The 16,736-nt window shown below is 70.3% G+C and carries 15 protein-coding genes; 6 read left to right on the top strand and 9 right to left on the bottom strand.

Going from position 1 to position 16,736, the window contains the following annotated elements; translation table 11 throughout:
* On the bottom strand, positions 1 to 642 hold the full coding sequence (gene wrbA, locus E4623_RS20935; RefSeq protein ID WP_134768526.1) for an NAD(P)H:quinone oxidoreductase: 642 nt from the start codon (positions 640 to 642) through the stop codon (positions 1 to 3).
* A 100-nt stretch (positions 643 to 742) separates the two neighbouring features.
* Here wrbA and E4623_RS20940 point away from each other — a divergent pair, with 100 nt between their 5' ends.
* Positions 743 to 1,321 (top strand): TetR/AcrR family transcriptional regulator, encoded by a 579-nt coding sequence (locus tag E4623_RS20940; RefSeq protein WP_167736789.1) that lies wholly within the window; start codon positions 743 to 745, stop codon positions 1,319 to 1,321.
* Positions 1,322 to 1,358: 37 nt separating this feature from the next.
* Here E4623_RS20940 and E4623_RS20945 read toward each other — a convergent pair whose 3' ends face one another.
* Positions 1,359 to 2,540 (bottom strand): FAD-dependent oxidoreductase, encoded by a 1,182-nt coding sequence (locus tag E4623_RS20945; protein ID WP_134768528.1) that lies wholly within the window; start codon positions 2,538 to 2,540, stop codon positions 1,359 to 1,361.
* 124 nt (positions 2,541 to 2,664) lie between these two features.
* Positions 2,665 to 4,395, bottom strand: coding sequence for an FAD-dependent oxidoreductase (locus E4623_RS20950; RefSeq protein ID WP_134768529.1), 1,731 nt, complete (start codon positions 4,393 to 4,395; stop codon positions 2,665 to 2,667).
* A 190-nt stretch (positions 4,396 to 4,585) separates the two neighbouring features.
* Between E4623_RS20950 and E4623_RS20955 the strand changes: the two genes are divergently transcribed.
* Positions 4,586 to 5,953, top strand: a complete 1,368-nt coding sequence (locus E4623_RS20955) for an FAD-dependent oxidoreductase (RefSeq protein ID WP_245155201.1) — start codon at positions 4,586 to 4,588, stop codon at positions 5,951 to 5,953.
* Positions 5,954 to 6,059: 106 nt separating this feature from the next.
* On the opposite strand, the gene sigJ is transcribed toward E4623_RS20955, so the two are convergent.
* Complete coding sequence (sigJ, locus tag E4623_RS20960; protein ID WP_245155202.1) at positions 6,060 to 6,872, bottom strand: RNA polymerase sigma factor SigJ; 813 nt, start codon at positions 6,870 to 6,872, stop codon at positions 6,060 to 6,062.
* Positions 6,873 to 7,147: 275 nt separating this feature from the next.
* On the opposite strand from sigJ, the gene E4623_RS20965 reads away from it, so the two are divergent.
* Positions 7,148 to 7,984, top strand: coding sequence for an NAD(P)-dependent oxidoreductase (locus E4623_RS20965; protein ID WP_134768531.1), 837 nt, complete (start codon positions 7,148 to 7,150; stop codon positions 7,982 to 7,984).
* Positions 7,985 to 8,056: 72 nt separating this feature from the next.
* Here the strand turns inward: E4623_RS20965 and E4623_RS20970 are convergent, their stop codons facing one another.
* From E4623_RS20970 to ribB, 3 genes are all read right to left on the bottom strand, one after another.
* A complete protein-coding gene (locus E4623_RS20970; RefSeq protein ID WP_134768532.1) occupies positions 8,057 to 8,569 on the bottom strand; it encodes an Rrf2 family transcriptional regulator in 513 nt (170 codons plus the stop codon).
* A 162-nt stretch (positions 8,570 to 8,731) separates the two neighbouring features.
* Positions 8,732 to 9,931 (bottom strand): FAD-dependent oxidoreductase, encoded by a 1,200-nt coding sequence (locus tag E4623_RS20975; protein WP_167736790.1) that lies wholly within the window; start codon positions 9,929 to 9,931, stop codon positions 8,732 to 8,734.
* A gap of 128 nt (positions 9,932 to 10,059) precedes the next feature.
* Positions 10,060 to 11,385 (bottom strand): 3,4-dihydroxy-2-butanone-4-phosphate synthase, encoded by a 1,326-nt coding sequence (gene ribB / locus E4623_RS20980; RefSeq protein WP_134768534.1) that lies wholly within the window; start codon positions 11,383 to 11,385, stop codon positions 10,060 to 10,062.
* Positions 11,386 to 12,023: 638 nt separating this feature from the next.
* Here ribB and E4623_RS20985 point away from each other — a divergent pair.
* Positions 12,024 to 13,055, top strand: coding sequence for a hypothetical protein (locus tag E4623_RS20985; RefSeq protein WP_134768535.1), 1,032 nt, complete (start codon positions 12,024 to 12,026; stop codon positions 13,053 to 13,055).
* Positions 13,045 to 14,454, top strand: a complete 1,410-nt coding sequence (locus E4623_RS20990; RefSeq protein WP_134768536.1) for a cytochrome b N-terminal domain-containing protein — start codon at positions 13,045 to 13,047, stop codon at positions 14,452 to 14,454. Before E4623_RS20985 ends, E4623_RS20990 begins: the two co-directional genes overlap by 11 nt.
* A 687-nt stretch (positions 14,455 to 15,141) precedes the next feature.
* On the opposite strand, the gene E4623_RS20995 is transcribed toward E4623_RS20990, so the two are convergent.
* Both E4623_RS20995 and E4623_RS21000 read right to left on the bottom strand, forming a co-directional pair.
* Positions 15,142 to 15,480, bottom strand: coding sequence for a hypothetical protein (locus E4623_RS20995; RefSeq protein ID WP_134768537.1), 339 nt, complete (start codon positions 15,478 to 15,480; stop codon positions 15,142 to 15,144).
* A gap of 183 nt (positions 15,481 to 15,663) precedes the next feature.
* Positions 15,664 to 16,326: a response regulator transcription factor gene (locus tag E4623_RS21000; RefSeq protein WP_245155203.1), complete on the bottom strand. Its 663-nt coding sequence runs from the start codon at positions 16,324 to 16,326 to the stop codon at positions 15,664 to 15,666.
* Positions 16,327 to 16,429: 103 nt separating this feature from the next.
* Between E4623_RS21000 and E4623_RS21005 the strand changes: the two genes are divergently transcribed.
* A complete protein-coding gene (locus E4623_RS21005) occupies positions 16,430 to 16,708 on the top strand; it encodes a GlsB/YeaQ/YmgE family stress response membrane protein (RefSeq protein WP_134768538.1) in 279 nt (92 codons plus the stop codon).
* Positions 16,709 to 16,736 lie beyond the last annotated feature (28 nt).

Raw genomic sequence — 16,736 nt, forward strand, 5'->3', positions numbered from 1 at the left:
TCACCCGGCCCGGTGCTCGAGGCCGCGGCCCCCGAGGAGGTGCCGGGTGACCCGGGTGACCCTGGCACCGGAGTACCGGGTGGACTCGAGGGTCTCGTCACTGAGCGGGACCGTGCCCTGCACGGTGGAGTGGGACGGGCCGTAGGGCGTGCCTGTCACGAACTGGATCGGGTCGGTGTAGCCGGGGGTGACCTGGATGCCGCCGAAGTGGTGGACGGTCTGGTACAGCGCGAGCAGGGTCGACTCGCGGCCACCGCCGGTCGCGGTCGAGGTGAACCCGGAGTAGACCTTATCGGCGAGCAGGCCCTGGTTCCACAGGCCGCCGAGGGTGTCGATGAACTGCTTGAGCTGGGCGGAGACGTTGCCGAAGCGGGTCGGGGTCCCGAAGACGATGGCGTCGGCCCACAGGGCGTCCTCCGGCGTTGCCAGGGGCTGGTCGGCCGTCGCGTCGGCGTGGGCCCGCCAGGCGGGGTTGCTGTCGATGGCGGCGGCGGGGGCCAGCTCGGCCACCCGGAGCAGGCGGACCTCGGCGCCGGCGGCGGTGGCGCCGGCGGCGTACTCGGCGGCGAGCTCGTGCACCGTCCCGGTCGCGCTGTAGTAGATGATCGCGACCTTGGGGCCGGTCAGGATGTCGTCAGTCATGGTGGTCCTCTCATTTCAGTGATCGGTTGTGATTACTGAAAGCAACGGTACGACGCCCGGGACGGCACGTCAAGTTCAGTGATCGGTTATGATCAGCCAAATGACCACCCGCAAGTACGAGCTGCGGCAGCGCGCCGCCGACATGGACGCCACCCGCGACCGGATCACCCAGGCCGCGATCGACCTGCACGGCACCATCGGCCCGGTCCGCACGACGATCTCCGCGATCGCCCAGCGCGCCGGGGTCCAGCGGATCACCGTGACCCGACACTTCCCCGACGACGCGGACCTGTTCGCGGCGTGCTCGGGCCGGTACTGGGCGGACCACCCGCTCCCGGACCCGGCCGGCTGGGCCGTGCCGGGCCCGGACGCGACGCGTGGTGCCTTCGAGGAGACCTACCGCTTCTACGCCTCGGTCGAGCCGATGCTGACCAACGTGCTGCGCGACGCGACCGTCTCACCCCTCATCGAGGGGTCGCTGGATCCCTACCGTGCGTTCCTCGACGCCGCGTCCGACGTCCTCCTCGAGACCGTCCGCAGCCCGGCCCTGCCCGACGCCCGGCGCAGTGCCCTGCGGTGGGCCCTCTCGTTCGAGACGTGGTTCCGCCTGCACCGTCTCGAGAACCTGTCCGACGACGACGCCGCCGCGCTCGCGCTGGAGCTGCTGGTCCCGGCTTGACCAGCACCGCCCCGGCCAGCACCCACGACCGCGGTCCTCAGGACGCCTCGGGAAGGTGTCGCGACGGGATGGTGCCGGTCCGCTCGGGCCCCTTCGGCATCGTGTAGGACCCCGGTCTGCGGGCCTCGCCACGCATCCACTGGATGGTCTGGCGGCACACCCGCTCCTTGACGAAGGCGCCGGCACGGCCCCCGACGTAGAAGTTGCGAGGAGTGTCGTCACTGCGCTGCAGCTGGACCGTCCCCGCGTCGCGGCCGACGCTGATGCACTGGGCGTACATGGGCACGCTCACGTCCGAGGCGGGCGTGTGCCCCCAACGAGCCAGCACCGTGTCGCCTGCGTGTGCGCCCAGCGGCAGCCCGGACTGACAGCTCATCCTGAACGGCATGCCGGACGGTGCCGCAGCGTCACCCGTGGCGACGATCCGAGCGTCGTCGACGCTCGTGAGGGTCTCGTCCGTCAGCAGCCGACCCAGCGAGTCGGTGGTCAGCCCGCTCGTCGCGGCGAGCCGGGGGACGCTGAACCCTGCCGTCCACACCGTGACCTCGCTCGGCAGCACCGAGCCGTCGGCGAGCTCCACGTGGTCCGCGGCGACTGCGGAGACGGCGGCACCGGGTCCTTCGACCATGGTGACCCGGAGCCTACTCAGCTGTCGGGCGACGGACCGGCGGCCCGGCTTGCTCAGGGTGGCCGCGATGGCGTCGCCGACCAGGGTCACTCTCCGCCCCGCCGCAGCGAGCTCGGATGCGGTCTCGATGCCCGTGAGACCACCGCCGACGACCGTGATCGGCGCTGGGAGCGGTAGGTCCGCCAGTCGGGACCGGAGCCGTCGGGCCTGCTCGAGCTCGCTGATCGGGTAGGCGTGCTCGGCAGCGCCGCGCACGGCAGCGGGCACGTGACCCGTGCTGCCGACGGCGTAGACCAGGTAGTCGTACCCGAGGGTCGCACCGGAGGCGAGGACCACTCGACGTTCGGACGGCAGGATGCGCTCGGCCGTGTCGATCGTGAGCTCGACGTCCGGGTGGAGCAGGGACCCGTAGTCCTCGATCGCGTCGTCGTTGCCGACGGCGAGCTGGTGCAACCGGATCCGCTCGACGAACGTGGGACGGGGATTGACCAGGGTGACTCGGGCCTTCCCGCTGCCCTGCATGCGGTTGGCGGCCATGACGCCGGCGTATCCCCCGCCGATGACGACAGCGTGACACTTCGTGGTGCTCATGGAGTCTCCTTCGTGGCGCGGCGTGTGCTGACGGCCACTACGACCAGGTTCGCCGGCGAGGTGTGAGGTGCCAGACCCGCGGAACCTGCCGCAGGCGACCATGACCGCCCGGCCCACCGGGTGGCTACTCCACGAGCTTGCCCACGGTGGACACCTCCCGGTAGTGCTGGGAGATCTCCTCCGGCACGGGAGGGATCGCCTCGCGGACCACGCCGGTGGCCGGCGACCACACCAGGTTGACCTGGAGGTTCTCGTCGCGGTCGGGGTGGTCGCTCCTGTTGTGGCAACCGCGCGACTCTCGTCGCTCCAGCGCCGACTCGAGCGTGGCGCGTGCGGCGAGGAGGGATCCCTTCAGGTCGAAGGCGTGCGCCAGGTCCTGGAACCCGGCGATGTCGGGGTGGATCCCGACGTCTCCGGTGCGCTCGACGATGTGCTCGATCTGTGCCAGACCGGTCGTGAGTCCTGCCTCGTCACGGACCACGCCGGCATGGTCCGTCATCGTGTCGCGAACGGCGCGCTGGAGTGCGCGGACGTTCTCCGGGCCGTGCGCAGCGAGAAGCGCGTCCACCTCGGCACGAGCCCGGTCGGTGGCGCCCTGTGAACGCCGCGACGTCGTCACACCGGCCGTGTACTGCGCGGCGGCCTGGCCCACGATCCGTCCGTAGACGAGGAGCTCGATCAGTGAGTTGCCACCCAGCCTGTTCGCACCGTGGAGCCCGCTCGCGGCTTCACCGACGGCGTAGAGCCCCTCGACGTCGGTGCCGTGGTCGGTGGGGCGTACCCATACCCCACCCATGGAGTAGTGGGCGGTGGGCGCCACCTGCATCGCCTCACGCGTGACGTCGAGCATCTGCAGCTCGAGCATCGTCTGGTAGACCCGAGGGAGCCTGCTCATGATCAGCTCGCGCGGCAGGTGCGAGATGTCGAGCCACACCCCACCCGCGGCCGTCCCGCGGCCCTCCTTGATCTCGGTGTAGGCCGCGAAGGCGACACGATCGCGCGTGGAGAGCTCCCTGCGCTCGGGGTCGTACCGCTCCATGAAGCGCTCGCCCAGCGCGTTGCGCAGGATGCCGCCCTCGCCCCGAGCCGCCTCGGAGATCAGGGTCCCCGCGGCACTCTCAGGCTCGATGATCCCGGAGGGGTGGAACTGGACGAGCTCGGCGTCGCGGAGACGGGCGCCGGCGTCGACGGCCAGGCGGAAGGAGTCCCCGGTGTTCTCGTCACGTCTGGAGGAGCTGCGACGCCAGATCCGGTTGTGGCCGCCGGCGGCCAGGACCACGGCGTCCGCCTGGATGACGTACCGGGTGCCGTCCGACACGTCGAACGCGTACGCCCCGAACACCACGTTGTCCTCGACGAGGATCCTGGTGACGTAGAGCCCGTCGAGTATCGAGACGTCCAGCTGCTCGGCGCGCGCGACGAGCGTGCGCTGGATCTCCAGGCCGGTGTAGTCGCCCGCGAAGGCGGTACGGCGCCAGCTGTGCGCGCCGAAGAACCGCTGCGAGATGCGACCGTCGTCCTCCCGGGCGAACGTCATCCCGTACCGCTCCAGGTCCCGGATCCCCTGCTCTGCTCCGCGCGCGACGATCTCGACGGTCTGCGGGTGGGCGAGGTGGTAGCCCTCCTGGATCGTGTCGGCTGCGTGTTGCTGCCACGAGTCCTGCGGGTCCATCGTGCCGAGTGCGGCATTGATGCCGCCCGCGGCGAGCGACGTGTGGGCATCGAGACGGGACCGCTTCCCGACCGCCACCACGTCGAACCCTTCCTCGGCGAGCTCGATCGCGGCCCTCAGACCCGATCCGCCCGTGCCGATCACCAGCACGTTGGTGGACAGGCGACGTTCGATGTTGTTCACGACGGTTCTCCTTGTCGGCGTTCATGCCCTCCACCCACGACCGTCTCGGGGCACACGGTGTGAGGCGCGTGCCGGGACCGGACGGCGAGACGCACGTCTCCCCCGCGCGACATCACGTCATGGGCTCGGGAGGTGTCGAAGGAGTGAGACCCCGCACGGGATCTGACCCTTCAGATCAGGAGGAACGATCGTGATCCGTACTCCACACATCCTCATCGTCGGTGGCGGCTACGCCGGCTTCTACGCCGCATGGCACCTCGAGAAGCGCCTCAAGCGGTCCGAGGCATCGGTGAGCATCCTCGATCCGCGTCCGTACATGACCTACCAGCCGTTCCTGCCGGAAGTGGTCGCGGGCTCGATCGAGGCGCGGCACGTGGCCGTGTCGCTGCGCAGGCACCTGCGACGCACGACCGTGCTGAGCGGACGCGCGACCTCCATCGACCACGGGAGCAGGTCCGTCCACGCGCAGATGAACGACGGCCGGGAGGTGACCCTGTCCTACGACCTCATCGTGGTCACCGCCGGGGCCGTCACCCGGACGCTGCCGGTGCCGGGCATCGCCGAGGTGGCGCTCGGCCTCAAGCACGTCGAGGAAGCCGTCGCGATCCGAGACACGTTCCTGACCGCGCTCGACCGAGCCGCGGCCCTGCCGGAGGGACCGGAACGCACCAGGGCACTGACCGTCACCTTCGTCGGGGGTGGCTTCGCCGGCGCCGAAGGGTTCGGCGAGCTGTTGAGCCTGTCGCGCGCCGCTCTGAAGAGGTACCCGGAGATCTCCCCCGACGAGCTCAGCTTCCACCTGGTGGAGGCGAGCGAACGCATCCTGCCCGAGGTCTCGACCAAGACCGGCGCCTGGGTGGTGCGGTCCCTCGAACGCCGGGGCGCCCGTGTCCACCTGAGGACGACCGTCACCTCGGCTGTAGGAGGCGAGGTCGTCCTGTCCTCGGGCGAGCGCTTCGAGTCCGACCTGATCGTGTGGACAGCCGGGACGGCGGCCAACCCGGTCGTGTCCCAGCGCACCGACCTGCCCGTCAACCAGCGTGGCCTGCTCATCGTGCGCCCCGACCTTCGCGTCGGCTCCGACGAGCGCCCGGTGGTGGGGGCCTGGGCGGCAGGCGACGCCGCCGCAGTGCCAGACCTGACCCGCACCGCGTCCCCGCCCTACCTCTACACGGTGCCCAACGCGCAGCACGCGGTCCGTCAGGGCAAGCGGCTTGCCCGCAACATCACCAAGACACTCCGGGGCTCGGCGACCCGTCCGTACCGACACCGCAGCCTCGGAGCCGTCGCGACGCTGGGACTGGGGACCGGGGTGTTCGAGGCCGGACCCGTGGCCCTCAAGGGATTCCTCGGGTGGCTGATCCACCGGGGCTACCAGGTCCTGGCCATCCCCACCTGGGAGCGCAAGATCAGAGTCGCCTCGGTCTGGTTCGCGGCACTCTTCCTGGGACGCGACATCGTGTCGCTGACCTCGGTCCAGCACCCCCGCCACGAGTTCGTCACCGGCGGCCGCCTCGAGCTCGACCCGCCGGAGTGGGACACCAGGAACGTCGCCTGAGCGGTGCGCACCGACGCCTCGCCGACGAGTCGCTCCCACCGGTGGTCGCACCTGCTCGGCGTGATCCCCGCGGCGGGGGTGTCCCGGATGACGTGATGACGTGGTGTCAGTTCCAGAGCGTCAGCTTGTGCGGGTTCATGACGGTACGGATGTCGGAGATGAGACCGCCCACGACCTCGAGGGTGACCACTCCGATGACGCGACCCTCGTCCCACAGCACGAAGCCGAGACCGTCCGGCGTCTCCTGTTCGCGCACGGCCGCGTGCGGGTTCCTCGCGAGGAGGTTCATGAAGAAGCTCACGACCCGGTCGGCCCCGACCACGGGCTTGCGCGCGGCGGTCACGACGCCGCCGCCGTCGGACCTCCAGACGACGTCCGGGTCCAGCACGGCCACCAGGCCGGCGATGTCGCCGTTGCGGGCAGCCGACGCGAAGGCGGTCACGACCTTGTCGTGCTCGGCTCGTGAGACCTGGCGGTCGCGCCCCTGCTGGACCCGCCGGCGGGCCGACGTGGCGAGCTGCCGACAGGCGGCCGGACTTCGTCCGACGATCTTCGCGATCTCGTTGAACGGCATCGCGAAGATGTCGTGCAGGACGAACGACACACGTTCTGCAGCCGTCATCGATTCCAGGACGATGAGCAGAGCCGTGCTGACCGAGTCGTCGAGCGTGACCTGCTCGAGCGGGTCGGTGCCCGGCACGGACAAACCGGGGACTGCGTGGGCCGGGATGGGCTCCGGCAGCCACGGCCCGACGTAGGTCTCCCTCCTCCACCGTGCCGAGCTGAGGACGTTCAGGCACACGCGGCTGGCCACGCGGGTCAGCCACGCCGCGGGCACCTCGATCGCGTCCCGCTCGTCCTGGCTCAACCGGTACCAGCGGATGTAGGTCTCCTGGACCGCGTCCTCGGCCTCGGCCATGGTCCCGAGCATCCTGAACGCCAACGAGATGAGGTGCCGTCTCTCCTCCAGGACTCGGTCGCCCGGGTCCACGCCGTCCGCACCACGCGGATCCTCACTCGTCCCACCTGCAGAATCGTTCACCTTCGGACCTCCTCTGCGTGCTCGACCAGACAGGCCAGAGAGATGTGAGGTCGCCCCTCACATTCGCAGCTCGTGGCAGGTCGTAGGGAGCAACCCACCGGGCGCCACGGCCACCGTCCGTCGGCGGGATCCAGGACGGAGAACGGAGACTCATGCGCATCTTCCTTGCCGGCGGCACCGGGGTCATCGGCAGGAGGCTCGTCCCCGCACTCGTCACCGCCGGACACGAGGTCGTCGCCACCACCAGGCAGGTGGGAAACCTCGACCGGATCGAACGTCTGGGTGGCAGAGGTGTCGCAGTCGACGTGTTCGACCCCCCACGCCTGGACGAGGCGGTCGCCGAGGCGGCGCCGGACCTGGTGATGCACCAGTTGTCCGACCTGCGCCTCTTCGACACCGAGGCGACGGCCCGCATCAGACGTGAGGGCACGGCCCACCTCATCACTGCCGCCCGACGGTCCGGGGTCAGCAGGATCGTGGTCCAGAGCATCGCCTGGGCCTACCAGGACGGTGACGGCCTGGCAGACGAGGACGAACCCGTCGAGGCCGGATCCGCCGTCGCCGCCATGGAGGACCTTGCGCGTACCCTCGCCAGACCGACGATCCTGCGCTACGGGTGGTGGTACGGGCCTGACACCTGGTACGCCGAAGGAGGACGGATCGCCGACGCCGTGGCCGAGGGCCTCCTTCCGGCCACGCGCACGATCAACTCGTTCGTCCACATCGACGACGCCGTCGCGGCGACCGTCGCGGCGATCGACTGGCCGGCCGGCGCCTACAACATCGTCGACGACGAGCCCGCTCCTGCCACGGAGTGGCTGCCCAGCTACGCGGCCGCGATCGGCGCCCCACCCCCGACGTCGACCACGTGGTCAAGCGGCCGGCCCGGAGGACGCGGCGCGTCCAACGCCAAGGCCAGGGCTGCCGGCTGGGTCCCGACATACACCACCTGGCGCTCCGGCTTCTGCGTCGACGGGCTGCGGGACTGATCGGTGACGCGGTCAGGTCCCGAGCCAACGCTCCAGGACGGGCGGCCGGGCTCGCCCGCGCGTCGGGGGAGCTCAGCGCAGGTCGTGTCCTTCTCCTCGGGCAGGATCCCGCTGTCGGCTGAGCCCGCCGTGGATCGCTGCAACAACGCCGGACCCGATGTCGTCGCTGACGTCTACCGCCAGGTCGGCCAGCGTGACTGCACCGAGAGCGGCACGCCACGCCTCCTCTGCCGCGTGCATGACAGCGGCGACGGCGCAGGGCCCCACGCATGCCTCGGACGGGGCAGCCAACGGGCCGCGCTGCCGGATCTCGGTGCAGCGGAACGCGTACTCCGACCCGCCGACGGCCTGCACCACGTCGAGCACGCTGATCCCGGTGGCGGGACGGGCCAGCCGGTACCCGCCAGATCGACCCTGGGCGGAGGTCAGCAGCCCGGCTCTGGCCAGCAGCTGCAGCTGCTTGGCCAGGTAGGTGGGTGACAGGTCGAGGATGACGGCCAGCCCTGCTGCGGGGACCGAGCGCTGCGCTGCGGCCAGCACGAGACAGCAGGACAGGGCCCGTTCCACGCCGATCGACAGCTTCACCGGTCACCTCCCGGACCAGGGACGAACCACCACCGACGTGGTCCCCGGTGCGCACTGCCGGCGACCGGGCCAGGGACTCCTCGCGCCGTCCGCGACGGGGGACCCGCACGGCGCTCGAGAGCAACCAGGTTCCTCGCCCCCGACGGCTCGCACGTGCGCGTGTCACGCGGCGCGGCGGGAGCTCTTGGGTGGCTTGGCCCAGCGATACGTGCCGGCGCGGATCCGCTCCCACGCGAGGATCGATCTCGCGTACCTGTTGTTCAGCTCGTTGAACACCGCGGCAGGCCTGCCGGTGAGAACGGTGCCGCTGGGGGTGTCGTCGAACCGGGTCCGTTGCACCAGCCCGTCACCGGGCCCCAGGCTCATCGCCAGGACGAGGTACGCGAGCCCGAACGGGTCGGGTGCGCGTCCTTCGAGTCCCGCGATGATCGTGGCGGCAGCATGACCGCCCTGGGGGACCGCTGTCGCACACGCCATCCGCAGCGTCTCGCCAGCGGGACCGTCGACGAGGCTTCCGTCACCCGCACCGAGGATGTCTGGATGTCTCGCGGTCCGCAGGTACTCGTCGACGATGAGCCGGCCGGACCGGTCCACGTCCAGGCCGCTGTCCCGGGCGAGAGTGGGCACCGCGAACGAGGCGGCCCACACGACGCAGTCTGCGGCGATGTCGTCGCCGTCGACCGTGCGAACACCGGTCCGGGTCACCTCGCCAACCGGGGTGCGCTCGAAGACGCGCACGTGCGACATCGCCTCGGCCCGCTCGAGGTAGGTGCGCGCCTTCACCGAGAGGGTCGGGCCGAGCTGGGACGAGGTGACCATGCTGAGTCGGAGGTTCGGTCGTAGCGTGGCGAGCTCCGTGACGAGCTCGATGGCGGTCGCTCCTCCACCGACGACGAGAACGGACGCGTCGTCGGGAACCTCGGCGAGCCGACCTCGGAAGGCATGTGCTGCCTCCAGGCTGGAGATGCTGTGGGCGTACTGCGCTGCGCCGGGCACCGCGGTGGCGGGAACACCACTGCCGACGGCGTACACCAGGGTGTCGTAGCGCTCGGCCCAAGGCAGGTTCGACGCGGTGTCGACACCGTGGATCCGGTGCTCGTCGGGTCGGATCGACGTCACGCTGGCGAGCCGGAGCTCCACCGACGGCTCGAGCAGGGAGCGCAGGGAGTGGCGTGTGGCCGGCTCCGCGTCGGTCCTGGCTGCGACTTCGTGAAGACGGATCCGTTCGACGAACGACGCGATCGGGTTGACCAGCGTGATCCGCGCTCGTGACTTCAGCTTCCCCGCGAGCCGGTTGGCGCACAGGATGCCGGCGTAGCCACCGCCGATGATGATGATGCGTCGAGGTTCGCAGTTGGTCATGGTCCCTTGACGATCCCGGGTCGTCATTTGTGAGGTCCGCGTCGGCCGGAGATCGCTGGGAGGCGTGGCCGGCCCGACCCGGAGCGGCGGGCTCGCGCTGCGCGGAGAGCGACGTGAAGGACGACCTGCTAGCCGTCGACGACGACCTGCACGGGATTCCCCCTGGTGTCGGCCCCGCCTCGGACGCCGGTGTCGATCGTCTGACCCATGCGTTCGCGCTTGGTGCGCAGGTAGCGCCGGTTGTGCACGGTCTCGAACGCGGGGAGGGCGACGCGTTCGACGACCGTCAGGCCGTGACGGACCAACGCGGCGAGCTTGTCGGAGTTGTTGGTGATGAGCCGCACCCGCTGCACGCCCAGCTGCCTCAGGATGTGTGCTGCCGAGTCGTAGCGTCGTGCGTCGACGGGCAAGCCCTGTGCGGTGTTGGCGTCGACGGTGTCGAGGCCGGTCTCCTGCAGCGAGTAGGCGTGGATCTTCGGTCCCAGGCCGATGCCTCGTCCCTCGTGTCCGCGGAGGTAGACGACCACTCCGGCGCCCGCCTGGGCGATGGCGATCATGGATTGCTCGAGCTGGGTCCCGCAGTCACAGCGCAGGGAGCCGATGATGTCGCCGGTGAGGCACTCGCTGTGGATGCGGACGAGTACGCCGCCTTCCTCCGCGCCCGGTCCTGCGAGATCACCCATGGTGAGGACCAGGTGTTCGGCGTCGTCGCTGTACGACTGGAAGACAGCTGCCTCGAAGTTGCCGAACGCGGTGGGCATGGCAGCAGAGCTCACCCGACGAACGTGACGGAACTCGGGGTCGCGGTATCGGACGAGGTCGGCTACGGACGTGAGCGGGATGCCGTGCCGGGCGGCGAACCGCCGCAGCTCGCCGGTTCGCATCATCGATCCGTCGCCTGAGACGACTTCTCCGATGAGGCCTACCGGGGTTCGGCCGGCGAGCTCGAGCAGGTCGACCGCAGCTTCGGTGTGCCCGGATCGTTCGAGGACGCCCCCGGCACGGGCTCGGAGCGGAAAGACGTGACCTGGTCGCCGCAGGTCGCTGGCCGACGTCGAGGTGTCCGCGAGCGCCCGGAACGTCCGCGCGCGATCGCGGGCTGAGACGCCGGTGCCTGCGCTCCTGTGGTCGACCGTGATCGTGAACGCGGTCTCGTGGCTGTCGGTGTTCTGCGCGACCATCGGTGGGAGTCCGAGGAGGTCGGCGTGATCCTCGGTCATCGGGGCGCACAGGATGCCTGTGGTGTGCCGAACGACGAACGCGACCTGTTCGGCCGTGGCTGTCTCCGCGGCCAGGAGGAGGTCTCCCTCGTTCTCGCGGTCCTCGTGGTCGACGACCAGCACCATGCCGCCCCTGACGAGCGCTTCGACGGCCCGTTCGACGTGGGTGACCCACGAGGTGCCGGTGGTGGTGGGGTCGGCTGCGGTCGTCGGCTCCTCGGAACTCGTGGTCATGGGTGCCTCCTGGGTTCGGCGCGCAGCGGGACGACGCACGGCAGCAGTGCTGCGGGACGGTGGTCTGGACGGTGGTCGGGGCGGGGGCGCCTCGCGGATCGTCGCCGGGGCGGTGCGCGCCGGCCGGCTTGGGCGCCCGTCACCGCCGTCAGACGCCGGTCACGACGGCTGTCGTGCGCCAGCAGGCCGCGGTCGGACGTCGTCGTGCCGTGCATCTCGCCTCCAGCGCCGTCGAGCCGTCTCGATCACCGTCATGACCGGGCGACCTCGGCGGATGTGAGCAGCGCACGGTGCGGCACACCTCGTGATCCGCCCCACCTGGTGAGCGAGACGGCACCACCGTCGCGATGCGGCTGACAGCCTCACGATCGAGGTCCGGCTGCGGTCAGAGGTGATGAGGGGGTTGACCCTCACATCATCCAGGAGGCACACGTGACGAGTGTGGGTAGAGCGCGGTACGCCGCGTGCGACAGCCGCAGCATGGTCCGAGGGACCCGGCGATGACCGGCACCAACGCTGCTCCGGTGAGGGGACGCGCGTCGTCCCGCCCGCCGCGGTACGAGCACCGCCACGGGTTTCTGAGCAGGTCGCGCGGCCTCAGTCCCGCACGAGCGATGCCGGTGAGGGATCGTCGCGCGTTGGCTGGAGGAGAGTTCGGAAGCGAACGGCTCCTTCTCGCCCTCGATCGGATCCAGCACGGCCCTCCTCGCACGATCGCCGGCTGGAAGGCGCTGGCCGAGGAGATCCTGGTCGACGAGTGCTGCACGGCCCACCGCAACCGCGAGATCTCGTCGTGCTACGCCTGGGCCTACATGGCGCTGCCCACGTGCTTCAAGTGGGCCGGGATGGCGGCGATCGCGTCGCACCACGTGCGCGTCGCGCTCCTCCCCCTCCACATCGACACCGCTCTCAGGAGCGCCACCGGTCCGGGGCACGGACCGGGGAGGTGGCGGGTGCTCACGGCGGACGCGAACACGATCCGAGCAACGAACAACGACATCTTCGACGACCTGTTCTGGGTCCACCTCGCCTACGTCACCTCGGAGGACGGGATCACCCTGCTTCGCGCCCTCCTGCGGGACGAGCGTCACTACGCACCCATCCTGGCCGGGTTCGAAGCACTCGACCAGGGCCGCCGGGTGCTGGAGGACCCGACGACGTCCCCGGCGGCTCGAGCAGGGGCACGGGACCTCATCTGGAGGGGCAACCTCCTCCTCCTCGAGCACGAGCAGCGCGTCGTGGTGCAACCCAACTTCGATCGCCTCTCCCACGGGTGCGCCTGGGCCGTCTCGATCGGGTCGGCCACGTCGTTCGAGACACGTGGACCGTGCCAGGCGATCGAGTACTTCACCTCGTTCTACTTCTACACGCTCGCCCGTACGAACCCCCGTGGCCTCCGCGGACGGGTGCGGCCGCGCATCACCAACTACGACGACCGGTGGCGTTGGCTCGTGTCGAGCGTCGTCCCCCGGTTCCGACGCTTCGATGCGGACCCGCCCGTGGTCCGAGCCATCCTGCGACGCATCCTCGACCAGGACCGCCACCACGATTCCTCCCCGTGCGGCACCCCGACGAGGAGTGACCGCGTCCTGGCCGTCCCCACCTCGGAGCGCACGGTCCGAGCCGAACGTCGCGCGGCGGCGGCGGGGGGTGGAGCGGATGCTGCTTGAGCGGTGGGCACCGAGGCTCCGCCGACGCGTCGTCCCCAACCGGTGGTCGCACACGTTCGGCGTCATCTCCATGGCGGCGATGGTGGTCCTGGTGGTGACGGGGCTGTACCTGACGTACTACTACGACGCCTCGGGACCCCACGTCACCTACGACGGCAGCTACGAGCCCCTGAGGGGCGTCGAGGTGACGCAGGCCTACGCATCGACACTCCACCTCAGCTTCGAGGTCCGCGGCGGCCTCCTGGCGCGGCAGGCCCACCACTGGGCTGCCCTGGTCCTCCCCGCGTCCTTGATGCTGCAGCTGTTCACCACGTTCCTCTCCGGCGCCTTCCGCAAGCCACGTCGAGGCATGTGGTTGCTGCTGTTCGCGACCTTCGTGCTCGCACTGGCGGCGGGTTGGAGCGGCTACGCGATGCCGGATGACATGTTGTCGGGCAGCGGGCTGAGGATCATGCACGGCATCATGCTGGGCATCCCCGTCATCGGCCCTGGCATCGCCTTCCTCCTCTTCGGCGGAGAGTTCCCCGGCCACATCCTGCAGACCCTCTACCCGCTGCACGTGTACGTGCTCCCTGCGCTCCTGGTCGTCGTCGTCGCGCTGCGACTTCGCCTGGCCTTCACGCGCGGCCCCATGCACACGGCATCCGAGCAACGCCACGACAGCCAGCGCAGCCGCACCTCCGCCCTTCGAGCGACGATCGCGCGCTCCGGTGGCCTGTTCTTCGTCGCGGCCGGGGCCCTGGTGCTCATGGGCGGAACCATGACGATCAGCCCCATCTGGAAGTACGGTCCCGCCGACAGCGGCACCGCGTCGAACGGCAGCCAGCCCGACTGGTACCTCGGATTCCTCGACGGCGCTCTGCGGCTGGTGCCGCCCGGATGGGAGGTCGTGCTCGGGGGCAGGACGTGGTCGCTCGCGCTGCTCGTGCCCATCGCCGTGGTCAGTGTCTTCCTGGCGCTCGTCGCTGCCTACCCCTTCATCGACGCCAGGATCACCGGGGACAACGAGGCGCACCACGTCCTGGACCGCGCCCGCGACAACCCGACACGGACCGGCGTGGGAGCGGCCGGCGCAGTGTTCTACGGCGTCCTGCTCTTCTCTGCAGGCGTCGACCTCATCGCCAGCCAGTTCCACCTCTCCTTCGAGACGCTCATCTACTTCTTCAGGGTGGCGATCGTCGTGGGTCCGGTGCTGGCCTTCGTCGTGGCGCGCGCTGTGTGCATCGGCCTCCAGGACCGCGAACGCGCGACCGAGGCCTTCGGCCTCGAGACCGGGGCGATCGTGCGGGCACCCGACGGCGGTTACACCGAGCTCCACGCCCCGCTCGGCGCGTCCTCTCCCCAGCCCCCCGGCCCAGCACTCGACCCCGTGCCCGCACCCGAGGACAGTGCAGCGTAGGCAAGGCCGTGGGCGGCGTGCGACGACCTCCGGGGCCGAACGCCCCGCGGGTCGTCGCTCTCCTGCCAGCACCTGGTCGGTGGGGCTCGAGCCGAGCCTTCGCGCCGCCGAGGCTGCGTGCGCTGTCGGCCGGAGTGCACCAGCTCCCGGACTGGCTGGTCGCTGCGCCCGTACCCGCACCGCGTCGTGGACCGTGCGGGCCCCGGGTGCGTGGTGCTTCGTGAACGTCACCACGCCACGGTCGGTGCCGTCGTCGCACGTGTCCCGGGTCGCCTCCGGCGACCGGCTTGTCGCCGCAGCTGCAGCAGGACGTGACATGCGACGTGACGACGGCACTCGAACCGGCCTGACCGCGAGCCAGGACCAGGTGTGGACGAGCGAGGTCGTCGCCAACGTCTCCAGCCGTGGTCTCCGCGACTCGTTAGATCTGACCGTTCCACGGCGGGCTGGGTGCGCAGACCACCGCTCTTCGACACCAACGCCACTGCTCGGATCAGGAGAGGGCACGACGAATCTCGTGGCGGCCGCCCAGGGGGCCGCCGGCGGTCGGACGCCGACCGCCGAGATCAGGGCCGCGGGCTGGAAGCGCGGCTACCCACCGGCGGCCGGACCGGTCCGGCCGGGCTGGGAGGTCCACCACCCCCGGTCCTGCCTCGCCCCGGTTGGAGTGCGTCCGATGCCCGGCCCTCAGCCGGGTGAACGCTCCCAAGGGATGACCGTCCAGATCGGCGCCAGGTCCTGGTGCCAGCGGAGCAGGTCGTCGCGGGTGAGGGGCGGCAGAGGCGGAGCAACGTCGTCGGCCGGCAACGACGGCTCACTGAGACGCAGCGGCTCGATCCCCACGAACAGCAGCTTCGTGAGGAGGTCCCCGGCGACTCGCTGCAACGCCGGCCGCTCGCACGACGGGCACGAGTAGAGGAGCTCTGCCTCGGCGCGGGGCGTGACGTCCATGCGCAGGACGGCTGACGCCATGTCGACGCTGATCTCGGCATCGCACCGCGTGCAAGCAGTCAGTACCTCGATCACGACAACCTCTTCCGCTGGTCAGGGTGTACTTCTCCGACCGAGCAGCACCCGGGCTTGTGAGGCGATCGCACCGGCGCCCCACGCCGCGGCCGCCTCGTCGCGCGACCTCATCTTCGCCTGGGCGGGCACCCATGCTGGCCCCCGCTCATGGGCGCCGCGACGAGGGAGTGCAACCGGTACGCGTCAGGGACCGCCGCGCCAGTGCTCGATCCGGCGGTGGTCGGGAAGGAACCCGTTGCGCACTCCCCAGAGGACGGCTTGTGTCCTACTCTCGACGTCGATCTTGCGATAGAGCCCGCGGATGTAGGACTTCACCGTGTTGGGACTGAGGTAGGTCAGCGCTGCCACCTCGGCGTTGTTCTTGCCCTGGGTGATGAGGGCGAGGATCTCCGACTCGCGGTCGGAGAGTCCCTCCCCGCGCCCGGGCCAGTCGCCGACCGTGTTGCGTGCTTGCGCCGCCGAGGCGCTGATCACGGTCTCGCCGGCGTGGATGGCCTCGAGGGCGGCCACCAGCTCACGGCCGCTCAGGGCCTTGGACAGGTATCCGTGCACCCCGAGGTCGCGTGCCATCGAGACGAGCTCGGGGTGGAAGTTCCCGGTGTAGACCACGACCCGCCGGGCCAAGGGGTTGTCGAGCAGCGTCTTGATCTCGTCGTGGTCGGTCTCGGGCTGCGCGAAGGAGTCGTACAGCGCGATGTCGACGTCGTCGATGAGGGGCTTGTTCGTGTCCAGCTCGGCGACGACGACCCGGTCACGGTAGGGATCGAGCATGTTGGCGACCCCGATGACGACGACGTCGTAGTCATCGACGACGGCGACCTGGATGGGACCGCTACGGGTGCTCACCTGCACATACTAACCCACCTAGGGGTGTGTCACGACCCTGAGGGGGGTGGTTGTGTACACCCCAAGGGCCGCGACCGGCAGCCTCTTGACGGAAGGCACTCACATGCTCGGACTCATCCTGACCATCCTGATCGTCGGCGCCGTCGCCGGCTTCGTGGCCCGCCTGCTCGTCCCCGGGAAGCAGGACCTCTCGGTCGTGGCCACGATCGTGCTCGGCATCGTCGGCTCCTTCGTCGGCGGGCTGCTGGGCTACCTGCTGTTCGGCAAGGACGCGAGCGACGGGCTCCTGCAGCCCGCAGGCATCATCGGCTCGATCATCGGCGCGGTCGTCGCGCTGCTGATCTGGACCGCGGCCCACCGCCGCACCAGCGCTCGGGTGTAGGACACGCTCCACGACCCGACGTGACGAC

Source organism: Nocardioides sp. 1609, from assembly GCF_004522105.1.
Taxonomy (GTDB): Bacteria; Actinomycetota; Actinomycetes; order Propionibacteriales; family Nocardioidaceae; genus Nocardioides.

What these genes read in the sequence shown, in the direction of transcription:
- wrbA (WP_134768526.1), bottom strand. Translation starts at nt 642, where the DNA reads ATGACTGACGACATCCTGACCGGCCCCAAGGTCGCGATCATCTACTAC.
- E4623_RS20940 (WP_167736789.1), top strand. Translation starts at nt 743, where the DNA reads ATGACCACCCGCAAGTACGAGCTGCGGCAGCGCGCCGCCGACATGGAC.
- E4623_RS20945 (WP_134768528.1), bottom strand. Translation starts at nt 2,540, where the DNA reads ATGAGCACCACGAAGTGTCACGCTGTCGTCATCGGCGGGGGATACGCC.
- sigJ (WP_245155202.1), bottom strand. Translation starts at nt 6,872, where the DNA reads ATGGCCGAGGCCGAGGACGCGGTCCAGGAGACCTACATCCGCTGGTAC.
- E4623_RS20965 (WP_134768531.1), top strand. Translation starts at nt 7,148, where the DNA reads ATGCGCATCTTCCTTGCCGGCGGCACCGGGGTCATCGGCAGGAGGCTC.
- E4623_RS20975 (WP_167736790.1), bottom strand. Translation starts at nt 9,931, where the DNA reads ATGACCAACTGCGAACCTCGACGCATCATCATCATCGGCGGTGGCTAC.
- ribB (WP_134768534.1), bottom strand. Translation starts at nt 11,385, where the DNA reads ATGACCACGAGTTCCGAGGAGCCGACGACCGCAGCCGACCCCACCACC.
- E4623_RS20990 (WP_134768536.1), top strand. Translation starts at nt 13,045, where the DNA reads ATGCTGCTTGAGCGGTGGGCACCGAGGCTCCGCCGACGCGTCGTCCCC.
- E4623_RS21005 (WP_134768538.1), top strand. Translation starts at nt 16,430, where the DNA reads ATGCTCGGACTCATCCTGACCATCCTGATCGTCGGCGCCGTCGCCGGC.